21 protein-coding genes are annotated in these 21,024 nt (G+C 72.4%); 12 read left to right on the top strand and 9 right to left on the bottom strand.

What is annotated here, in order from left to right:
• Positions 1-80 precede the first annotated feature (80 nt).
• The 3 genes from ACIHCQ_RS26180 to ACIHCQ_RS26170 all read left to right on the top strand — a co-directional run bounded on the left by ACIHCQ_RS26180 (position 81) and on the right by ACIHCQ_RS26170 (position 3,700).
• Entirely contained in the window at positions 81-644 is a 564-nt protein-coding gene (locus ACIHCQ_RS26180) for a GNAT family N-acetyltransferase (protein ID WP_399666972.1), read from the top strand.
• Between the two features lie 55 nt (positions 645-699).
• The gene (locus ACIHCQ_RS26175; protein WP_399666969.1) at positions 700-1,599 is read left to right on the top strand and encodes an arginase family protein; all 900 of its coding nucleotides are present in this window, start codon (positions 700-702) and stop codon (positions 1,597-1,599) included.
• A gap of 130 nt (positions 1,600-1,729) precedes the next feature.
• Positions 1,730-3,700, top strand: a complete 1,971-nt coding sequence (locus ACIHCQ_RS26170) for a DUF5107 domain-containing protein (protein WP_399666966.1) — start codon at positions 1,730-1,732, stop codon at positions 3,698-3,700.
• Positions 3,701-3,742: 42 nt separating this feature from the next.
• On the opposite strand, the gene ACIHCQ_RS26165 is transcribed toward ACIHCQ_RS26170, so the two are convergent.
• The 6 genes from ACIHCQ_RS26165 to ACIHCQ_RS26140 form a co-directional block, all read right to left on the bottom strand.
• On the bottom strand, positions 3,743-4,093 hold the full coding sequence (locus ACIHCQ_RS26165; protein WP_399666963.1) for a VOC family protein: 351 nt from the start codon (positions 4,091-4,093) through the stop codon (positions 3,743-3,745).
• Positions 4,094-4,144: 51 nt separating this feature from the next.
• On the bottom strand, positions 4,145-4,954 hold the full coding sequence (locus tag ACIHCQ_RS26160) for a methyltransferase domain-containing protein (RefSeq protein ID WP_399667373.1): 810 nt from the start codon (positions 4,952-4,954) through the stop codon (positions 4,145-4,147).
• Positions 4,955-5,082: 128 nt separating this feature from the next.
• On the bottom strand, positions 5,083-5,622 hold the full coding sequence (locus ACIHCQ_RS26155; protein ID WP_399667370.1) for a GNAT family N-acetyltransferase: 540 nt from the start codon (positions 5,620-5,622) through the stop codon (positions 5,083-5,085).
• A 41-nt stretch (positions 5,623-5,663) separates the two neighbouring features.
• On the bottom strand, positions 5,664-6,116 hold the full coding sequence (locus ACIHCQ_RS26150) for a GNAT family N-acetyltransferase (RefSeq protein WP_399666960.1): 453 nt from the start codon (positions 6,114-6,116) through the stop codon (positions 5,664-5,666).
• Positions 6,117-6,228: 112 nt separating this feature from the next.
• Positions 6,229-7,728 (bottom strand): bifunctional phosphatase PAP2/diacylglycerol kinase family protein, encoded by a 1,500-nt coding sequence (locus ACIHCQ_RS26145; protein ID WP_399666956.1) that lies wholly within the window; start codon positions 7,726-7,728, stop codon positions 6,229-6,231.
• Between the two features lie 28 nt (positions 7,729-7,756).
• Entirely contained in the window at positions 7,757-7,930 is a 174-nt protein-coding gene (locus tag ACIHCQ_RS26140) for a hypothetical protein (protein ID WP_399666953.1), read from the bottom strand.
• Between the two features lie 148 nt (positions 7,931-8,078).
• On the opposite strand from ACIHCQ_RS26140, the gene ACIHCQ_RS26135 reads away from it, so the two are divergent.
• On the top strand, positions 8,079-9,299 hold the full coding sequence (locus ACIHCQ_RS26135) for an aminotransferase class I/II-fold pyridoxal phosphate-dependent enzyme (protein WP_399666950.1): 1,221 nt from the start codon (positions 8,079-8,081) through the stop codon (positions 9,297-9,299).
• An 18-nt stretch (positions 9,300-9,317) separates the two neighbouring features.
• Entirely contained in the window at positions 9,318-10,457 is a 1,140-nt protein-coding gene (locus tag ACIHCQ_RS26130; RefSeq protein WP_399666946.1) for an MBL fold metallo-hydrolase, read from the top strand.
• Here ACIHCQ_RS26130 and ACIHCQ_RS26125 read toward each other — a convergent pair.
• Both ACIHCQ_RS26125 and ACIHCQ_RS26120 read right to left on the bottom strand, forming a co-directional pair.
• Positions 10,437-11,168 (bottom strand): DedA family protein, encoded by a 732-nt coding sequence (locus ACIHCQ_RS26125; RefSeq protein ID WP_399667367.1) that lies wholly within the window; start codon positions 11,166-11,168, stop codon positions 10,437-10,439. The two genes, ACIHCQ_RS26130 and ACIHCQ_RS26125, sit on opposite strands and share 21 nt — an antisense overlap.
• A gap of 26 nt (positions 11,169-11,194) precedes the next feature.
• Positions 11,195-11,977, bottom strand: coding sequence for an MBL fold metallo-hydrolase (locus tag ACIHCQ_RS26120; RefSeq protein WP_399666943.1), 783 nt, complete (start codon positions 11,975-11,977; stop codon positions 11,195-11,197).
• 96 nt (positions 11,978-12,073) lie between these two features.
• On the opposite strand from ACIHCQ_RS26120, the gene ACIHCQ_RS26115 reads away from it, so the two are divergent.
• From ACIHCQ_RS26115 to ACIHCQ_RS26085, 7 genes are all read left to right on the top strand, one after another.
• Positions 12,074-12,478 (top strand): hypothetical protein, encoded by a 405-nt coding sequence (locus tag ACIHCQ_RS26115; protein ID WP_399666941.1) that lies wholly within the window; start codon positions 12,074-12,076, stop codon positions 12,476-12,478.
• A gap of 83 nt (positions 12,479-12,561) precedes the next feature.
• Positions 12,562-14,757 carry a phage holin family protein gene (locus ACIHCQ_RS26110; RefSeq protein WP_399666938.1) on the top strand — a complete coding sequence of 732 codons (2,196 nt, stop codon included), beginning with the start codon at positions 12,562-12,564 and terminating at the stop codon, positions 14,755-14,757.
• Between the two features lie 37 nt (positions 14,758-14,794).
• Complete coding sequence (locus ACIHCQ_RS26105; RefSeq protein WP_399666935.1) at positions 14,795-15,880, top strand: zinc-dependent alcohol dehydrogenase family protein; 1,086 nt, start codon at positions 14,795-14,797, stop codon at positions 15,878-15,880.
• A gap of 91 nt (positions 15,881-15,971) precedes the next feature.
• A complete protein-coding gene (locus ACIHCQ_RS26100) occupies positions 15,972-16,352 on the top strand; it encodes a hypothetical protein (protein ID WP_399666933.1) in 381 nt (126 codons plus the stop codon).
• A gap of 71 nt (positions 16,353-16,423) precedes the next feature.
• Positions 16,424-16,564, top strand: a complete 141-nt coding sequence (locus ACIHCQ_RS26095; protein ID WP_399666930.1) for a hypothetical protein — start codon at positions 16,424-16,426, stop codon at positions 16,562-16,564.
• Between the two features lie 111 nt (positions 16,565-16,675).
• The gene (locus ACIHCQ_RS26090; RefSeq protein WP_399666927.1) at positions 16,676-17,143 is read left to right on the top strand and encodes a MarR family winged helix-turn-helix transcriptional regulator; all 468 of its coding nucleotides are present in this window, start codon (positions 16,676-16,678) and stop codon (positions 17,141-17,143) included.
• A 2-nt stretch (positions 17,144-17,145) separates the two neighbouring features.
• Positions 17,146-17,604, top strand: a complete 459-nt coding sequence (locus ACIHCQ_RS26085; RefSeq protein ID WP_399666924.1) for a MarR family winged helix-turn-helix transcriptional regulator — start codon at positions 17,146-17,148, stop codon at positions 17,602-17,604.
• Positions 17,605-18,872: 1,268 nt separating this feature from the next.
• Here the strand turns inward: ACIHCQ_RS26085 and ACIHCQ_RS26080 are convergent.
• Complete coding sequence (locus tag ACIHCQ_RS26080; RefSeq protein WP_399666921.1) at positions 18,873-20,744, bottom strand: protein kinase; 1,872 nt, start codon at positions 20,742-20,744, stop codon at positions 18,873-18,875.
• Between the last annotated feature and the right edge of the window lie 280 nt (positions 20,745-21,024).

Genomic DNA, 21,024 nt, shown 5'->3' with positions numbered 1-21,024 from the left:
AACACGGTCTGAACACGGTTTGGTCATGGCCGGTGAGGTGGCCGACCCTGAATCTCCCGCGTCCTCGCTAGGCTGGCGCGATGTCCGATTTCTCCGCGGCCGCCCCCTACCTTGCCACCGGCCCCCGCGTCGGCGTACGCCACTACACGTACGACGACAGCGACGAATTCACCACGCGAACGAGGCAGAGCGCCGAGCACCACCGGCCCTGGCTCTTCCCGCCCGACACGGCCGGGGCGTACACCACCTACGCCAAGCGGCTGATCGAGGACCCGACCCGGGCCGGTTTCCTCGTCTGCGCGCGCGACTCCGGCGCGATCGCGGGCTTCATCAACATCAACAACATCGTCGCGGGCGGCTTCCTGAGCGGGACGCTCGGCTACGGCGCGTTCGTGCACGCCGCCGGCCGGGGCCTGATGAGCGAAGGCCTCCGCCTCGTCGTGCGCCATGCCTTCGGACCGATGGGCCTCCACCGTCTTGAGGCCAACATCCAGCCGAACAACGCGGCTTCCCTCGGACTCGTACGCAGCGCGGGTTTCCGGCTCGAAGGCTTCTCGCCCGACTTCCTCTTCATCGACGGGGCGTGGCGCGACCACGAGCGCTGGGCGATCACGACGGAGATGCTCGCCCGCCGACCCTGCTGATCCCCTTGAGGCGATGCCTTGAAGAAGCGGGACTACGGCCGTGAGGATGGTCCGCATGCGGAACATCGTGGTCATCGACGCCCCCTCCAACCTGGGCCTGCGGCCCCCGGCCCCGGGCACCGTCCCCGGCTGCTACAAACTCGCCGGCGCCCTGCGCGAGCAGCGCATCGTGCAGCGCCTCGGGGCATTCGAAGGCGGGGTCGTCGTACCGCCCCGCTACGACCTGGGCGGCTGGCAGGAGGGTGACGGAGTCTTCAACGCCGCCGCGATCGCCTCGTACACCCGCCGTCTCGCCGACCGCGTCGAGCGCCACGTATGGAACGGGGACTTCCCCCTGGTCCTCGGCGGGGACTGCTCGATCCAGCTCGGCGCTTCGCTGGCCCTGCGCCGAATCGGCCGGTACGGAATGGCCGCGATCGACGCGTCCGCCGACTTCCGGCACCCCGGCAACTCCGACCGGGTCGGGGCGGCTGCCGGCGAGGAGCTGGCCCTCGCAACCGGGCGCGGCCAGGCGGACCTGACGGATCTGGAGGGGCTGAGGCCGTATCTGCGCGACGAGGACGTGCGGCTGTTCGGGATCCGGGACTACTTCGAGGCGGACCGGGCCGAGCTCGCGCAGCTGAAGATCCCGACCGTGACGGTCGGGGAACTGCGCGAGTGGGGCCCGGCGGATCTGGCAGGCGTGGTGGCGATCGGCTTCGAAGCGCCCGCGCTCGACGGATTCTGGGTGCATCTGGACGCGGACGTGCTCGATCCGAGTGTAATGCCCGCCGTCGACAGCCCCGATCCGGACGGGCTGCTGCCGTCCGAAGTCACCGCGCTGCTCAAGGCGCTGGTGCGCTCGGAGCGCTGCGTGGGGCTGAATGTGACCGTCTACGACCCCGATCTCGACCCGGAGGGCAGTGCGGGCGCGCTGCTCGCGGATCTGCTGGTGGCCGCGTTGGCCGAAGACTGAAGACTGAAGACTGACAACTGAAGACTGACTCACGGCACCCTGGTAAGTACGGAGTGCACCGTGTTCCATGGTCGTCGGGGCGCCGACCCAGAGGGGTGGAGGCAGCCCGCGCGAGCGAATTGAGGTTGCCTTGGCCACCACCGTGCGGCGTACCGTACTGACCCTGCCCGCGGCCCCTGTGGGACCGGCGAACCCGTTGCCCGCCCTGCGCCCCCTGGACGAAACGCACGCCATCGACGAGCACACCAAGCGGGAACTGCCCCGCGAGATGGCACGGCAGATCGGTTACGAGCCGCTGCGCACCCTGCTGCCCGTGCGCGTGCTCGACGGCTACGGGCGTGAGCGCACGCCGACCGGACTCGACGCGATCGTGATCGAGAACGAGCGGCTGAAGGTCACCGTGCTGCCCGGCCTCGGCGGGCGTATCCACTCCCTGCACCACAAGCCGACCGGACGCGAACTCCTCTACCGCAACCCGGTGTTCCAGCCCGCCGACTTCGCGCTCAACGGCGCGTGGTTCTCCGGCGGCATCGAGTGGAACATCGGCGCGACCGGCCACACCACCCTCTCCTGTGCCCCGCTGCACGCCGCCCTCGTCCCCGCCCCCGACGGCGGCACGATGGTCAGGCTCTGGGAGTGGGAGCGGCTGCGCGACCTGCCGTTCCAGGTCGATCTGTGGCTGCCCGCCGACTCCGATTTCCTCCACGTCGGCGTACGGATCCGCAACCCTCACGAGCGGCCCGCGCCCGTGTACTGGTGGTCCAACATCGCTGTCGACGAACACGAGACGACACGCGTACTCGCGCCCGCCGACGAAGCCTGGCACTTCGGATACGAGCGCAGCCTGCGCCGCGTGCCGGTGCCGGAGTGGGAGGGCGCGGACCGTACGTATCCGCTGCGCGGCGAGTACCCCGCGGACTACTTCTACGAGGTCCCGGCCGAGTCCCGTAAATGGATCGCCGCACTGGACGCGTCCGGGCAGGGCCTCGTACAGACCTCGACCGATGTGCTGCGCGGCCGAAAGCTCTTCGTCTGGGGCGCGGGGCGCGGCGGACGCCGCTGGCAGCGGTGGCTGACCGAACCGGGCACGGCCGGTTACGCCGAGATCCAGGCCGGTCTCGCCCGCACCCAGCTGGAGCACGTACCGCTGGAAGCGGGTGCGGAGTTCAGCTGGCTGGAGTCGTACGGACCGCTCGCCGCCGACCCCGGAACGGTGCACGGCGACGACTGGGGCGCGGCACGCGCGGAGGTCGAGACCCGGCTTGCCGAGGTGCTGCCCCGGGCCGAGGTGGCCGCCGCGTACGCGGCATGGCGGCCGTACGCGGACGCCGAACCGGTCGAGTCGCTCGCCACCGGGTCCGGCTGGGGCGCGCTCGAAGTGCTCCGCGCGGGCCACAAACTGCCCGGCACGCCCTTCGGCGAGTCGACGCTCGGCGAGGAGCAGGCGCCCTGGCGGGAGTTGCTCAGGACCGGCGTCTTCCCCGAGCCGCGCAGGGTCACCCCGCCCGGGCCCTCGCTCGTAGCGCCGCACTGGCGGGACATGCTGGAGACCGCGCCCGCCGAGCCGCTGGCCGAGTACCACCTCGGCGTCACCCAGTGGCACGCGGGCGATCTCGCCCAGGCCGTACGCAGCTGGGAACGGGGCCTGGCCCTGGCCCCGTCCCGCTGGCCGCTGCTGCGCTGCCTGGCCGTCGCCGACCAGGAGGGCGGCAACGCCGTGCGCGCCGCCGAGCGCTATGCCGAGGCTTTTGACGACCTGTGCCAGGAGCGCCGTGACGACGGCGATTCGTGGACGGCGGCGACGGCGGCCCTCGGCCGGGAGGCCATCGCGGCACTGCTCGCGGCGGCGAGAGCCGCGGAGGCCCGCGCCGTCTGGGACCGGCTGAGTCCGGCAGTGCGGCAGCGCGGGCGCTTCCGGCTGATCGAGGCCCAATTGCTGCTCGCCGAGGGACGTACGGATCAGGCGCGCGCCGTCTTCGACGCGGGCTTCGAGGTCGCTGACCTGCGCGAGGGAGCCGAGATCCTGGAAGAGGTGTGGTCGGCCCTCACCGACGAACCGCTGCCCGAGGCGTACGACTACCGGATGCGCCCCCAAAACTAGGGCGGCGCGACGTCACCACGCCGACGTCGTTACGCCGACGCGTCACGCCGACTTCCGGTCCACGTACTCGAAGACCGAACCGTCGGGGTGGACGGCGATCAGATTGCGGCCCACCGGCGTCCCCACCGGACCCACGATGACCCGCGCGCCGCCCTCCGTGAGCGTGGCGCACGCGTCGTCCACGTCCTTCACGGCGATCGTCGCCGCCACCCTGCGCAACACCTCCAACTCCGACTCCGGCCCGCTCATCAGCAGGAAGCAGCCGACCGCGGCGACCGAGACGCCCCCGCGCTCGAAGCGCAGCGGCTTGGCGCCGGTGAGACGCTCGTAGAAGGCCACCGAGGTTTCCAGGTCATCGACGCATACGCGCAGCGTGGTTCCGAGGATCTCCATACGGGCGAGCCTAGTTGGCGGTGGCGGGTGGCGACATCGGTTGCCGGATTGTCAGACCCGGCAGAGCACTTCCCCGTGCGGCACCATGAACCACGCGTCGTCGTGGTCACCCCACTCCCGCCAGCCGTCAGCCGCCGCGGTCAGCTCCTGCGGGGTGGCGTGGCCGCCGTCGACCGCGAGTTTCGCGTACACCGACGCGGTCGTACGTTCCGCCCACAGCCCGCTCCACCAGGCGCGGTCGCCGGGCGTGGCGAAACACCAGGCGGAGGCGGTGGCGGCGATGTCGGTGAAGCCGGCGGCCCGGGCCCAGGACAGCAGTCTGCGCCCGGCGTCCGGTTCGCCGCCGTTCGCGCGGGCCACTCGCCGGTAGAGGCTGAGCCACTCGTCCAGGGCCGGGATCGCGGGAAACCAGGTGAAGGCGCCGTAGTCGCTGTCGCGCGCCGCGACGACTCCGCCGGGGCGGCAGACCCGTCGCATCTCGCGCAGCGCCCGCACCGGATCGCCGACGTGCTGCAGCACCTGATGGGCGTGGACGACGTCGAACGAGTCGTCGGGGAAGTCCAGTGCGTGGACGTCGGCAACCGCGAAGTGGACATTGTCCAGGCCGCGTCCGGCGGCGGTCTCGCGCGCCTGACGCAGTACGTCCTCGGCGGCGTCGACCGCGGTCACCCGCCCGGGCGCGACCAGGCCGGCCAGATCTGCGGTTATGGTGCCGGGCCCGCAGCCCACGTCCAGTACGTCCAGACCTGGGCGGAGTTCGGCGAGGAGATACGCGGCGGAGTTGGCGGCGGTCCTCCAGCGGTGGGAGCGCAGCACCGAGTCATGGTGCCCATGGGTGTAGACGGCGGTCTCCTTCGGCATCCTCGCCGTCCTCGCCGTCCTCGGCATCTTCGACATGGCCGGACTCCTTCTGCCGCGTTCCGCTGAAGCTCTCCTCAGCGGTACGCCGACGGTACGCCGTTGTTTCGTATCCCGAGACCCGTGTCTTGCTATCTGGACGCTGTTCCTACGAGGTCCGCCTCCCACCGCACCTCGCCGTCCTGCATCCGGTCGGTGGGCGCGAGCCCCGCCGCCGCGGCGACCGCCGCCGAGGCGAGGTGGTCCGGGTGCACATGCGCGACGGCGGTACGCACCGACTGCCGCGCGAGCCACGCGACGAGCCCACGCGCCGCCTCGGTGGCGATGCCCCGCCCCTGCCACTCGGTGCCGACCACCCACGCGAGCTCGGCGGTCCGGCCGCGGTCGCGCTCCGAAGGGCCGATCGTCGCCTGGACAGTGCCCGTGAGGCAGGACTCGGCACGCAGGCCGATCACCCAGTTGCACCAGGACACGGCCGGGTCGGGCGAGCCAGCCAGCATGCGGGCGTAACGGGTGCGCAGGCCCTCGGGGGTGTCGGGCGAGCCGCCGATGAAGGTGTGCAGCGCGGGGTCGGAGAGGACCGTGGCCATCTCCTCCGTGTGCTCGACGGCGAGCGGCTGGAGCAGGAGCCGGTCGGTCCGGATCGGCCGGGCGGTGACGGCGCCGAGCAGCGGGAGCTGATAGCGCAGCTTGGTCAGCGGGCGACCGCCGGTCACCTCCACCTCGATCGCGCCGTCGGGGCGCCAGCCGGCGGACTCGTAGAAGCTGCGGGCCCGTTGATTGCCCTCCAGCACCCACAGGACCGCCCGGGTGGGCCGGTGGCGGTGAGTTCCTGGATGACGGCCGTCAGCAGGCGTGTGCCGACTCCGGTGCCCCAGACCTCGGGAAGCGAGTGGAGCCTGCCGATCTCCGCGATGCCCGTGTGCGCGGCTGGAGCGTAACTGGCGAAGGCGACGATGCCGTCCGCGGTTTCGGCGACCAGTACCCCCGCATCCGCCTGCCGCGGCCCGGTGAGCCGGCCCGTCCAGAGCAGCGCTTCCCGTACGGGATCGAGCGCGTCGAGATGGTGCTGCGGTACGAGACCGGGGAACGCCGCCTGCCAGGACCGTACCTGGACCGCGGCGATCCCGGCCGCGTCATGGCTCTGCGCGCGGCGGATCTGCATGGGCCCATGGTGCGGGAAACCGCTGCCAGCAGTCGATCAAATTTTCGACCGACTCCACCGACTCCACCGACTCCACCGGCTCGACGGGCTACGACAGGCAGAGCTGGGCCCGCTAAGTCTGCGGACGGTAGACCGTGAGCGCCCCGACCGCCTTGTCCAGCACCAACTCCTGCGGTGCTTCGGCCACTTCACCGTCGTACGCCACCGGCGTCCCGGGCGCGAGCCCGGCGATCCGCAGCCGCCGCAGCCGGCGCGCCGCATGCACCGGCGAACGGCTCAGCGGACCGGCCAGCGCCGCGGCCAGCAGCCGCAGCCCCGGCCTGCGGCCTCCGTGCACCACGCGTACGTCCAGCAGACCGTCCGCCAGATCGTGGCGGCCGCCGGGGCTCGGCCCCATCCGCCGATAGGTGCCGTTTCCGGCGAACAGCAACCACATGGGGCGGAGCCTGCCGTGGATCTCGCCCTCCAGCGGCTCCGCGCCGCGCAGCACCAGCGCCGCCGCCAGCACCCCGGCGGGCCAGTCGCCGATCCGGGGTGACCAGCGCTCGCGGATACGCAGCAGCTCCGGATAGACGCCCAGGCTGAAGGTGTTGAGGAAGAAACCCGCCCGTGCGCCGTCCGGGCCCGGCGTGAAGCGCCCCACGTCGACCTGGACGGCCTCGCCGGTCGCGAGCGCCCGGCAGGTGTCGTGCATGGACTCGATGCCGAGGTCGTACGCGAAGTGGTTGAGCGTGCCGCCGGGGAAGACCGCCAGCGGGAGGCCGTGCGCCGTGGCGACGACCGCCGCCCGGTTGACCGTTCCGTCGCCGCCGAGTACGCCGAGCGCCCGGCCGCGGCCCGCCGCGTTCTCCAGTTCGGCCGACAGTTCGCCGGGCTCGCAGTCCACGACCTCCGCGAGCGGCAGCGCGGCGCGCACCAGATCGGAGGAGTCCGCCGAGCCCGCCTGCCGATTGACGACGACCACCAGGCCCTGGCCGCCGGGGAGGGCGGGCGCCTCGACCCAGGGCCGGCCCGGCGGCAGCTGCGACCTCGTCGGCACGGCCCCGCGCACCGCGAACGCGGCGCCCACCCCCAGCCCCGCGCCCACCAGTACATCGCTCGGGTAGTGGGCGCCCGTATAGACGCGGGAGAGGGCGACCGACGCGGCCACCGGCGCCAGGGCCGCGCCCCAGCCCTTCGACTCCAGGGCGACGCCCGTCGCGAAGGCGGCGGCCGATGCCGAATGCCCGGACGGGAAGGACGTGGTGAAGGGCTGCCGCTTCAGCTGCCGTATCAGCGGCACCGCGTCGAGCACCGGCCGTGCTCTGCGCACCGAACGCTTGGCGACGGTGTTGATCGCGACCGAGGCGACCGCGAGGGACACCACACCCCGCACGGCGGCGCGGCGCGAGCGGGTCCCGCGGCCCAGGACGGCCATGCCGGTTGCCGCGCCGAACCACAGCAGCCCGTGGTTGGCGCTGTGGCTCAGCCGGGGCAGCACAGGCTCGGCGCCGGGCCAGTGCCGGGAGGCGACGGCGTGGAAGAGCCGGCGGTCCCAGCGGCTGAGCAGCACGGCGGCCCGCGTGTGGGCCCGCGGGTTTGATGATGTGTAAGCCGAGTAGGCGTCGGACATGCGTCGCGCATACCCGGCTATGCCGCTGTCACTCGGCGCTGCCACGAGAGTCCGGGCCCGACTCGTGAACGGCGAGCACGGTCGACGCGGCGAGCACGGTCGACGCGGTGAGCTCCACCAGCCGGCGGTCGCCCGTGCCGGTGCCACGGCGTCCGCGATGTCCCAGCCGTGGACGAACGACTCCTGGGAACTCGTGCGGCAAGCTCGCGCAAACCTCCGTATAACTCCGTATAAAGGGCTCGTGAGCCGGGCAGACGCCCCCGGAGCGGACATCCCAGAGCGGACATCCCGGGGTGGACATCCCGGGGGCGTCCATCCCGGGACGCAAGCCAGGCGGCGGAGGTGACGGAATGCAGCGCACGGCGGCTCCGGAAGGCCGTGGCCCGGTCCGTTACGGTCCGCACGCGCCCGCGCAGGGACTGCCCGTGCTGCCCGAACTCGCCGCCGTGCTCGCCGCCGCCGCGGGCCGCGCGGAGACCGAGCCGCCCGGCGGCAGCCCTGAGCTGCGCGAGGCGGCCTGCGGCTACTGGCGGCGGCGCGGGCTGCGCAGCCGCCCCGACCACGTGGCCGCGGCGTGCGGTGCGCAGCCGCTGCTGTCCGCGCTGATCGGCGCGCACGGCGGGGATGTGCTGATGCCCCGGCCCTGCCCCGCGCCGTGGACCCCGCAGGCCCGGCTGCTGGGGTGGCCCGCTTTCCATGTGCCGACCCCGGCTGAGTGCGGCGGCGTGCCCGATCCGTACGCGCTGCTGGAGACCGTACGCAGAGTCCGCGCCGAAGGCGGTGACCCCCGGCTCCTCCTGCTGTCCGTCGTGGACGACCCCACCGCGACCGTCGCCCCGCCCGAGACGGTGCGCGAGGCCTGCGAGGCGGCGGTCGGCGAGGGACTGCACATCATCAGCGACGAGACGTGGCGGGACACGCTGCACCGGCCGCACGACACGATGCTGCTCAGCCCCGCCGAGATGGCCCCCGACGACGTAACCGTCCTGACCGATCTGGCGGGCGCGCTCACCCCGGCCGCCTGGCCCGTCGCCGTCGCCCGCTTCCCGGACACCGAGCAGGGCGAAGCCCGCCGCGCCCGGACCCTCGACATCCTCGCCGCCCTCGGGGCCGTGGTGGCGACCCCGGTCGCGTACGCCGCCGCCCACGCCCTCGGCGAACCGGGGCCGGTCGTGGAGCGGATGCGGCGGGCCGCCGCGGTGCACGCGCGCGTGGCGGCAGCGGCGCACCACGAGGTGCTCATCTCCGGCGCGCTGGCCCGCCCGCCGCAGGCGGGCCGCCATCTGTACGCGGACCTCGGGCCCTTGCGCGCACGCCTCGCCGAGCGGGATGTGAGCGATTCCATGGAGCTTGAGGAGTATCTGACCGGCCGGCTGGGGGTACCCGTGCCGGGTGGGCACCGGTTCGGCGATGAGCTGGGCGCACTGCGCGTACGGCTGGCGACCGCGCCGTTGCTGGGAACGACTCCCGAGCAGCAGCTGGAAACACTCAACTCTCCCGCACCTCTGGAATTGCCCCATGTGGCCGGGGCATTGAGGATTCTTGGATCGGCCTTCGGCGAACTGCGTTGAGTTGAACGGAGCCCCGAAATGACGGAACAGCGGGAACAGACGGAGGAGTCCGGAGAGAGAGGGGCGACAGGACCGGCCGACGGGAAGCGCGCCGGAGCCGCGAGCCCCGCGACGGGCACTGCCGAAGGCGTACAACCCCAAGACGCACAGCCGCAAGGCGTACGACCCGACTCCCGCACCCTCACCCCCGCACCCTCCCGCACCCGCCGCCTCGGCGAGATCCGCCGCTGGCCGCCGTCCTTCGCCGACCGGCTCACCGCCCCCCTCCCCGGCGTACGGGCCATGGCACGCCTCGCCCGGGAGGGTGCCGTACGCCCCGGCGCGGCCGGACTCCTGGATATCCCGCTCCTCCCCTTCGAGCCCGGCCCGCTGCCCGCCGTGGACGCCACGACCGTCGCCGTCACCTGGGTGGGACACGCCAGTTGGGTGGTGCGCGTCGGCGGGCTCACCGTTCTCACCGACCCCGTGTGGTCGCGCCGGATCTTCGGCACTCCGGTACGGATCACCCCCGTCGGGGTGCGCTGGGAGGACCTGCCGCCCATCGACGCCGTGGTCATCAGCCACAACCACTTCGACCATCTCGACGCGCCCACCCTGAAGAGGCTTCCCCGGCGGACCCCGCTCTTCGTCCCCGCGGCCCTCGGCGGGTGGTTCCGGCGCCGCCGCTTCACCCGGGTGACGGAACTGGACTGGTGGGAGGGCGCGCAGTTCAAGGGCGTCCGCTTCGACTTCGTACCGGCCCACCACTGGTCCAAGCGGACCCTCCTCGACACCTGCCGCTCGCTGTGGGGCGGCTGGGTGCTGACCGACCGGCTGGGCCAGTCGGTGTATTTCGCCGGGGACACCGGCTACGGCCACTGGTTCACGGAGATCGGCCGCCGCCACCCCGGCCTGGATCTGGCGCTGCTGCCGATCGGCGCGTACAACCCGCGCTGGTGGCTCAGCGACGTACACACCGACCCGGAGGAGGCGGTACGCGCCGCGGAGGATCTCGGCGCGCGGAACATGGCCCCGATGCACTGGGCGACGTTCGTGCTCTCCGCGGAGCCGGTGCTGGAACCGCTCACGCGGGTACGGGCCGCCTGGGAGCGCACCGGCAGGCCGCGCGGGCAGCTGTGGGACCTGCCGATCGGCGGCTCACGCGTGCTGACCGGATGAGCCGGATGAGCCAGGTGAGCCGGGTGAGCGGGGTGAGCCATCCGTGGTGGAACCGGGCACATCAGGGCACTCGACGGCACCGGAGCGCCGGTTCCGGACCCCCCGCCGCGCCCTGCGCCAGAGCGCCGGCGCCCCGCTGATCACCACCGTCAGCGCCACCGCGACGGCCACGCCCTTCCACGGCTCGTCGAAGAGCGAGCCGCCCAGTATCCCGATCAGCTGATACGTAGCCGCCCACGCCAGGCACGCGGGCACGTCCCCGCGTATGAACCGCCGCAGCGGCATCCGCCCGAGCAGACAGGCCAGCATCACCGGAATCCGCCCGGCGGGCACCAGCCGGGACAGCACAAGCACCGTCACCCCGTGGACCTCCAGCCTGCGCTGCGCCTGCTCCAGCCGGTCGGGCGCGGCCCGGTCGCGCAGCGCCGCCAGCCAGCGCGAGCCGTTCTTGGAACGGATCCCGCGCTGCCCGAGCCCGTACAGGCCGACATCCCCGAGGAACGCGGCGAAAGACGCCACCAGAAAAACCATCAGCAGCGGCAGCGGAGCCGTCTGATGCAGAGCCACCACCGCAGCCGAGCTCACCACCGCCCCCGTCGGCACCACCGGCACCAACGCACCCACCACCACCAGCAGAAACAGCGACGGGTAGCCGACGGCCTGCTGGGTCGACTCCGGCGGCAGCTGCCGCCCCACCGCCTCCGACACCAGCCCCAGGGTCTGCGTCAGCTCTCCGCTCACCGGGCGGCCTCCGGCGTTATCCGCTCGCCGTGCGCCAGCAGATGCACGGCCACCCGCGGAGCGTGCCGCGCCGCCTTGCGTACGAACTCCACGCCCGGGGTGTAGAACTCGTGCGGGCGGACCCCGTCCATCCCGATCGGCCAGTACGTGCCGTAGTGCACCGGCACGGCAGCGCGCGGCGCGAGCGCGGCGAGCGCCTGCGCCGCCCGGCCCGCGTCCAGATGCCCGTGCCCCAGATACGGCCCCCAGCCGCCGACCGGCAGGAGCGCCACATCCACCGGCCCGACCTCCTCGGCCATCGAGTCGAAGAGCCCGGTGTCCCCGGCGAAGTACGTACGCGCCTTCCCGCTGATCACATAGCCCAGCGCGGGCGACCGGCGCGGCCCGAACGGCAGCCGCCGCCCGTCGTGCAGCGCGGGCACGGCCCGCACCCGCACCTCACCGAGCTCCACCTCGTCGCCCGGCATCACCTCCGTGACCCGGAGCCCGGCCACGCCCGCCAGCCGCCTCAGGCCGGGCACGGCGCGCGCCGCGCCGCGCGGCAGCAGCAGCTGCGTACCGGCGGCGAGCCGGGCGAGCGAGGGCAGATGCAGATGGTCGGAGTGCAGATGGGAGACGAGGACCGCATCGGCGACCGTGGCCTCGGCGGGCGGCAGCTCACCGCGCCGTCTGCGCAGATGGGCGAGCCGGCGCGCGAACAGCGGGTCGGTCAGCACCCGGACCCCGGAGTCCTCGATCGTGCAGGTGGCATGACCCCACCAGGTGATCTCTACCGGCACGCGGCGCCTCCTCGCTCCCGCTGTGCCCGCAGGGTAACCGAGTAGGGTCGGCGGCGACACGCGAGCAATGCCGGCGGAGCGCAGGGGGACAAGGCCATGGACGGCGTACGAGTCGCGGCGATCGCCAGCCTGACCCCCCTTGAGGAACTGGACCGCGACCCCTTCCTCGTGGACACCCGCAGCCAGCACGCCATGTGCGACCGCTGGGCCGCCGACCAGGGCTATGTCGTGACCCGCCGGCTACTCTTCTACGGTCTGCGGCCCGACGACCGCGGTCTGTGGTCCGATGTCGACGCGGGCCATGTCGACCTGTTCGTCGCCCCCAACGAACGCGTCCTTGCGCGCGCGCTGACCTCGCTGCCCGTCTTCCTCGCCGAGTGTGAGCGCCGAGGTGTACGGCTGGAGACCGCGGACCTGGCCGAGCCCGCCTACGACACCGGGACGAAGGCCAATGTCCACCGCAGGCTCTCGATGCCGACGGCCGGCTACGACGGCTGCTGACCCGGCCGCCGAGCTCCCGCCCGCCCCTGTGCCAGGCTGGAGCTCTGCTCCACAGACGGGGAGGTCCACAGACGGGAGGACGAGTGGTCGCAAGGCGATGGCGTACGGCAGGCAGGGCCCTGCTGCGCGTGATCGCGGTGTGGGCGGTGTCCACGCTCACGCTGCTGGTGCTCGCCGGGGCGCTGCCCGACTTCCAGCTCCAGTCCGACGACGGGGACAGCGTCACCAGGACCGCGGTCACCGCCGCCTGGGGCGCGGGGGCGTTCGGGCTGCTGAGCGCGCTGGTCTGGCCGGTCCTCGTGCGCGCGCTGCTGCTCGTGTCCGCCCTGGTGCTCGGCCTGTTGGTGTTCTTCCTGAACGGTTCGCTCCTGCTGATCGCCCTCTGGATGATCCCTGACGGACGCGGCGCGGCCGACCCGGAGACCGCCGTGGTCGTCGCCGCCGTGATGTCCGCCGTCGCCTCCGCGACCTCCACCGCGCTCGCCGTCCGCGACGACGACGCCTACCGGCGCAGGCTCTACCGGCTCGCCGACCGCCGCCGTCGCAGACGCGGCGAGGACGGCGGCGGTCCGGTTCCGCCCGGCATGGTCTTCCTGCAGCTCGACGGCGTCGGCCACGAGGTCCTGCGGCGCGCGGCCAAGGACGGTGTGATGCCGACCGTCGCCGCCTGGCTGGCGACGACCCACCGGCTCACGCTCTGGCGCACCGACTGGTCCAGCCAGACCGGCGCCAGCCAGCTCGGCATCCTGCACGGCACCAACCACGACGTGCCCGCCTTCCGCTGGTACGAGAAGGACAGCGGCCGGATCATGGTCACCAACCGGCCCGCGAGCGCAGCGGAGCTCCAGCGCCGCGCGATCCGGCGCACCGGCGACGACGGGCTGCTGGCCGTCGACGGCGCCAGCCGCGGCAACCTTTTCAGCGGCGGCGCCGAACAACTCGCCCTGGTCCTGTCCGTGGCGGCGAGACGCGGCAGGGCCAACCGCTCCCGGGCGGGCTACTTCGCGTACTTCTCCGACCCCGCCAACGCCGTCCGCACCGCGCTGTCGTTCACCGCCGAAGCCGCCCGCGAGGTCGGCCAGTCGACGCGGGCGCGGCTGCGTAACGACCGGCCGCGGGTCAAGCGCGGCGGGCTCTATCCGTTCATCCGGGCGTTCGCGACCGTCGTCGAGCGCGATGTGGTGGTCGCCGCGGTGATAGGGGACATGCTGGCCGGACGCAGCGCCGTCTACGCCGACCTCGTGGCGTACGACGAAGTGGCGCACCACTCCGGGCCGCACAGCCGGGACGCCCTGCTGGTGCTGCGGCGCCTCGACCGTTCGCTCGCGCTGCTCGCCGGCGTCGCCGAACACGCCCCGCGCGCCTACCGGATCGTGCTGCTGTCCGACCACGGCCAGAGCCCTGGCGAGACCTTCGAGGGCGCGTACGGACTCACGCTCAAGGACCTCGTACGGGCGGGGTGCGGGTTGCCGGTCTCGCGCCGCGCCGAACGTTCCAAGAGCGGCGCCGAGGCACGCGACGCCGCCGGCGACGCCCTGCGCGTCGCGCTCCACCGCCCGGTGGCACAGGGCGCGGACGAGCAGCCCGCGCCCGCGCCGGGAGCCGATCCGAAGGACCCGATGGTGCTCGCCTCGGGGAACCTCGCGCTGATCTCCTTCCCCGACGCGCCGGAGCGCCTCAGCCGCGAGCAGATCGACCGGCGCCACCCGGCGCTGCTCGGGACGCTCGCCAACCATCCCGGCATCGGCTTCCTGCTGGTACGCAGCGAGGAGCACGGCTCGGTGGTGCTCGGCCGGGGCGGTGCGGAGGTGCCGGTCGCGGAGCTGGCGGACGGGAATCGGGACGACAGCCCTCTGGGGGTGTTCGGACCCGGCGCGGCCGAGGCCGTACGGCGTACCGACTCCTTCCCGCATGTCGCCGACATCATGGTCAACTCGATGTACGACCCGGAGACGGGCGCGGTGCACGCTTTCGAGGAGCAGATCGGCTCGCACGGCGGGCTCGGCGGCGAACAGTCGCAGCCTTTCCTGCTGTCGCCGCTGGAGCTGTCCGCTCCTGTCGATGAGGGCACCGAGGGCGATGAGGGCGCGGAGGGCGCGGAACTGATCGGGGCGGAGCGGGTGCACCGGGTGCTGAAGCGCTGGCTGCGGGAGTGCGGGGCGCCGTGGGAGCCGCCGACCGGGCCCGTGGAGCCCGCCCGGCGGGACGACGCGGTACGGGACTGCGCGGTGCCGGACGACGCGGTGCCGGACGACGCGGTGCCGGACACGAGCGTGTGACAAGATCCGCCGGAAACGAGAGCCAGGGAGTGTGCCCGTGCGTGCTGTAGTGTTCGAAGATTTCGGGAAGCCGCTCCGCATACGGGACGTGCCCGAACCCGTACCGGCCCACGACGGCGCGTTCATACGGGTCGAGGCCACGGGACTGTGCCGCAGCGACTGGCACGGCTGGATGGGCCACGTACCGGACATCGCCCTCCCGCACGTCCCCGGACATGAACTGTCCGGCGTGGTCGAGTCGGTGGGCGCGGGCGTCGCCAACTGGCGGCCCGGCGACCGGATCACCGTGCCCTTCATCTGCGCCTGCGGCCGGTGCGGCGCGTGCGTGCGCGGCGCGCAGCAGGTGTGTGAGCGACAGGAGCAGCCGGGTTTCACCCACTGGGGATCCTTCGCCGAGTACGTTGCCGTGCGCCACGCCGACGTGAACCTGGTGGCGCTGCCCGACTCGATGCCGTTCGCGACGGCCGCGAGCCTGGGCTGCCGGTTCGCGACCGCGTTCCGTGCCGTGGTGGGGCAGGGCAGGGTGCGGCCGGGGGAGTGGGTCGCGGTGCACGGCTGCGGCGGGGTGGGCCTGTCCGCCGTGATGATCGCGGTGGCGTGCGGGGCCAGGGTCGTCGCCGTCGACGTCTCACCCGGCGCGCTGGAACTGGCCGGAAGGCTCGGAGCCACGGTGTGCGTGGACGCTTCCGCGCCCACGGTGAGCGGCGGCGTCGCCGAGGCGGTCCGCGAGGCGACCGGTGGCGGCGCGCATCTCTCGCTCGATGCCCTGGGCGCGCAGGCGACCTGCGCGAACTCCGTCGCGAGCCTGCGCCGCCAGGGCAGGCATGTGCAGGTGGGCCTGGTGCCCGCCGGCGTACGGCTGCCGATGGACCGGGTCGTCGCGCTGGAGCTGGAGATCCTCGGCAGCCATGGCATGCCCGCGCACGCCTACCCGGAGATGATGGCGTTGGTCGCCTCCGGTGTACTGCGGCCGGAGCTGCTGGTGACGACGGAGCTCGGTCTCGACGACGTACCGGCGGCGCTCGCCGCCCTGGGGAGCGCGTCCGGGACGGGCGTCACGGGCGTCACGGGACCTACGGGCGTCACGGTGATCCGCCCACACGATCGGGTGAATTCGGCGTAATGGCCGTACTCCAGTAGAGCGAACCTCGGGCCGGCGAGGACAGAAGCGGGCGCTTCCTGGGCAATGTGGGATGTTGCAGGAGGTCGTGCCCATGAACCAGCCCATGCCCATAGCCACGGCGGCTCGCCGCGCGGCTCTGCTGCTGGTGCTGCTGGCCCTCCTGGGCATACTGCACTCCACCGTGGCCGCCGCCTGCGCCGCTTCGACGGGGCCGGCCACGCCCCCGGCTCCCGTGCAGGGCCCGGTGCCCGCCGATCCGGCGGGCGAGGGCCCCTCCGAGGAGTCCAGCCCCGAACAGTCGGCGCAGCCGGCGCCGGGCCGGTTCCGCCGCCCCGCGCCGACTGCCGGGCCCGAAGCCCGAATTCGGCCGATCGGCGAGAGGGCCGCCACCCCAGCCCCGTACCGCTTCAGCACTCCACGCCCGGAGACTCTGCCGCTGCGCGCCGTGCGCTGTGTGGTCCTGCGCTGCTGACGGGCCCTGCTCACCGAGCTCACCGAGCCCCCGTCACATCAGCCACTTCACCCCCCACGAGGTGCACAGTCATGCCCATCGACCCCTTCGCAGTCCTCAACGCCATGCTCCGCGCCGAAGCCGCCCGCTCCACGGAGCCGGAGGACCGGCACCGCGCGGGCGAGCCCGACGATGACACCCGCGAGACCGCGCCCGACGACGGCCCGGCCTGACACTTCCCGACACTTCCGCGGAAGGCCCACTAGAAGGCCCAGCAGAGGGTCCGGCAGAGGGTCCAGCAGAAATAGCAGCCATAGACATAGTATCTATGTACTGTATCTCTCATGAGTGCTGCATCCGAGGGCGCGACGCCCGGCTTCCTGGTCTGGCGTCTGTCGATGAAATGGCGGGTCGCCGTCGACCGGGCCGTCGCGCCGCTGGGCCTGACCCACGCGCAGTACGCACTGGTCGCGTCGCTGCTCGGCATGCAGCGGTCCGGGCTGCGGCCCAGCCAGCGCCAACTCGCCGACCACACGGGCCTCGAACCGCTCTACGTCTCCAAACTGGCGCGCACCCTTGAGAGCGCGGGCCTGGTCGAGCGCACCCCGGACCCGGCCGACACGCGCGCGGTCCAGCTGTCTCTCACCCCGCACGGCCGCGAGGTGACCAGTCGCGCGGTCACCATCGTCCGGCGGCTCATGGACCAGCTCCTGGAGCCTCTGGGCGGGCTGAACGGCACGCGCACCGAAGTGTTCGCGCGCGAGCTGACGATCCTGCTCGACACACCACTCGACTTCCCGACCGAGGAGTAGCCATGACCACCACCACTCCCACCACTCCAGCCGCTCCCGCCCTCAACGGCCCGGTCATAGCCCAGGCCCACTACGCGACCCGTGCCGTGATGGAGAGCTGGCTCGCCCGTGCGGGCGTCACCTTCCATCAGGCGCTGGCGCTCAACGCCATCGTGGCCAACGGCGCGGCCATCGAACAGGACCGCCTCGTCGCCCGGCTCACCAGCACTGCGAGGATCGACGAGTCCTTCGTGCTGCGCACCATCGCCGACATGACCGCCGCGGGCCTGCTGGAGCCCCAGCCCGGCGACGAACTCCGCCTCGACCTCACGGACGCGGGCCGCTCCCTGCAGGAGCGGATCGCCAAGGACATCGCGGATGCCGCCGGGCGGCTGTACGTGGGCTTCTCGGACGACGAACTGGCGACCGCGAGCCGCGTACTGACCCTCGTAACGGCCCGGGCCAACGCCGAACTGGGCTGAACGGAGCGAAGATTCAGGAAATGACGTCGTCCCACCACCAGGCGATGGAGGGCAGGGGCGGCGGCTCTTCGCCGGTGTTCGCCGGGCGGTCGGCCCACGGAATGTGCGCGGGCGGCCGTGGAGTCGTTCCGCCGCGGCCAGGGACGCGGCCGCCAGGCGCTGTTCACCGGAAGCGGCCTGGGCGAGCGCGAGTTGGGACAGCAAATACACCCGTACGTACGCGGGGGCCTCGGCCGGAGCCGTCCGCTCGGCTGCCTCGGACAGGCGCCGGGCCGCCCGGCAGTGCCCGAGGTCGAGAGTGTGGCTGCTCATCCCGCGCAGCACCACGGCGTACGCCGTGCGGTCGCCGGCCTCGGCACCAGATGCAGAGCCTCACGGAAATACCGCTGAGCCGCACCGTTCTCCGCGTTGTCGACGTACATGCGGGCGGGCACATGGACCAAGTGAGCGGCCTCGCCAAGCACTGGCCGGTCCCCGTCCCCGTCGCCGTTGGCTTTGGCGTGTGCGTGCAGCCCGCGCGGTTGAGAACTCCACCGCCGACCGCAGACCCTCGACCTCCCTCACACATCCCTGGTCGTTACCGGCTCGCCGCTCCTTCGACGGGGAACGGCCGAGAAGGTTCTGCCACGGGGGCGTATCGAGCCCTGTGGCGCTGTAGACGGACTGCCTCAGGAGGATCCGGCGTGCCGGATCGGCGTCCATCGCGCACAGGGTGGCCAGGGATGCCACCGCGTCCGGCTCTCGGCCGGGCACCGCCCCGCCGTCCAGGCCAAGGGCGAGGCCGGTCGGGGTCGCGGGAGCACAGTCCTGCATGTCCAGATCCGCGGGAGACACCGGGCGGCGCAGTCTTCGGCTGAACGCCTCGGCGATCAGTAGCCTCGTCCGTGGGCGAGGAACCGATCTTGCCAGCCAGTGGGCCACCGAGCTGCGGTCGTAGCGCAGACGTACGCCGTTCTCGGCGCCGAGCGCGTTGACCGCGCGCGCCAGGGCCTCATAGGTCCAGCCGGTTGTGGACAGCAGCATTCGCAGGGACTCGTTTTCCACCCGGCGACCGGCCATCTCTCTCCCTGGCAGGCCGTGACTCAGGGTTCTGAATCCGGCCGCTGTTGGGCGTTTTCGCACACAACAACTGCGTCAAAAGAGTCGACATCATGCCGCGTCTACCCCCTAAGGGGAACAAAGTCCGCCAAGTGACACAACAGGTGACACAACAGATGACACGTGGGCGCGTCAGCGTCGAAGGTCCTGGTGGACCGCCGAAGCGGCGTTCAGCGAGTCAGTTTCCACTGCTGCTCCGGGGCCACCCAGTCGGTGATACACGTCGACTGGATGGCCTGAGCGCCACTGGCCGTGCTGCCGCCGCCTTCGATCGACAGGCACCGGTCGCTCTTGCCGTTCTCGAACTGGCCACCCGCGACATGGGACCAGTGCTGCTCCGGCGCCACCCAGTCGGTGATACAGGTCGACTGGATGGCCTGGGCGCCGTTGGCCGTGCTGCCGCCGCCCGTGATGGACAGGCACTTTCCCGTCTTGACGTTCTTGAGCATGTTGGACGACGCCCCGGCCCAGTACCAGCGCTGCTCGTCGCCGCCGTTGCAGGTCCACTGGACGGCGTGTGTGCCGTTCGCCGCGCTGCCGCCGTTGTCGAGGGACAGGCACTTCCCGCTCTTCACGTTGACGACCTGGTATGTCGTCCTCGTCGCCTCGGAGGCCGAAGGCGCCGGAGCGGCCTTCGTGGCGCCGGCGGAGACAGAGTTCCCCGGCGAGGGCTGCGGGCTTTCCGCGGAGTCTCCCACCTCCTCGCCCTGATCCCCCGCCTTCTTGCCTTTGCCGCCCGTCCCTCCGGACTGGCTCGCAGTGGGGCTGCTGGGAGGCTGCTGGGACGGTGCCTTGTCGTCCCCCTGCGACGGTGTGCGTACGGCCGAGCCTGCGGCCGGCTCCTTGCCGTCGTCTTCGGTGCCGACGGTCAGGTAGGTGGTGACGCCGGCGCCGACGAGGAGCACGGCGACTACGGACGCGGCGATTGTCGGCAGGCGCCTGCGGCGCGACTGGGGCAGCCCGGTGGTGGACCGTTCAACGGTATCGGCCGCCCGGGACTGTTCCTGGACCTGTACGGCATCCTGGTTCAGGTCGGTCGGCGGCGGGCCGAACTCTCCTGCCGGTACGGGACGGGGGTCCCGATCGGGCGTCCCCCGGGTCCCGGGTGTCCCAGGTGTCCCGGGTGTCTCGGGCGCCGAAGGGTTGGAGCGGCTGAGGCGCAGAGTGTCGGGTGACGAGGGAAGGGGCCGGTCCATGGCGATCGCGGTGAGGATGCGCATCCCCTCCGCCGCGTCCGGGCGGGACGCGGGGTCCTTGGCCAGCAGCGCGTGCAGGGCCGGGGTGAGCGGCCCGGCACGGCGCGGCTCGGGCAGCGGTTCGGTGACGATCGCGTTGATGGTGGACCAGGTGGAGGTGCGGCGGAAGGGCGTGCTGCTCTCTACGGCGGCGTAGAGGGTGGCACCCAACGACCAGATGTCCGAAGGAGGTCCCGGCTGCTCTCCGCAGGCCCGTTCGGGCGCGAGGTAGTCCAGGGAGCCGACGAGTTCACCGCTGCGTGTGAGGTGGGTGTCGGCGTCGTCACCGGGATCCTCGATGGCCGCGATGCCGAAGTCCGTCAGCACCACCCGCCCGCCGTGTTCGAGCAGGATGTTGCCGGGTTTGACATCGCGGTGCAGCACGCCGGCACGGTGGGCGGCGGCCAGAGCGTCGAGGACCTTGGCGCCGATCTCGGCTGCGCGCCGGGGATCGAGGGCGCCTTGCCGGCGCACCACGTCTTCCAGCGAGGAACCCTCGATCAGTTCCATGACGATGACAGGGCGGCCCTCGTGCTCGGTGACGTCGTGCACGGCCACCACGCCGGGGTGACGGATACGGGCGGCAGCGCGGGCCTCGCGCTGCATACGCAGCCTCAGCCCGGCCAGTCCCTCTCCGTCGGCGTCGGCGAGGGCAGCACGGAGCTCCTTCACCGCGACCTCCCGGCCGAGGGTTTCGTCGACGGCCCGCCACACGATGCCCATGCCACCGCGGCCCAGCGGCTCCACCGTCCGGTAGCGACCGGCGAGCAGCCTGCCCTCCCCATCCACCTGACTTCCGCCCACCACTGCCGCTGCCGCCTTGAGGTTGGTTTCTCTGTGCGAAGAGCAGCCTAACCGGCGAGCTACGGGCATGGGTTGACGGGTTGGGTGGTGCAACAGGGTGCGGTGTGTGCCGCACCCCGCGGGGGTTGTGGATTGCTGCCGAAGTAATGAGCGGTGGTGACTTCTGGTGAGCGTGAGTGAGTGCTGGGTCGGGTTTGGGTCTGGCCGTTCGAGCCGGTCTTCTTCTGTGTGCGGTGTGCTCCGGGCCCCGTCACGGGAGGGGAACGCGGGTTCTCGGGTCGAA

This window comes from Streptomyces sp. NPDC052236, from assembly GCF_044548015.1.
Lineage (GTDB): Bacteria > Actinomycetota > Actinomycetes > Streptomycetales > Streptomycetaceae > Streptomyces.
This window is presented reverse-complemented; position numbering and strand designations above follow the sequence as displayed.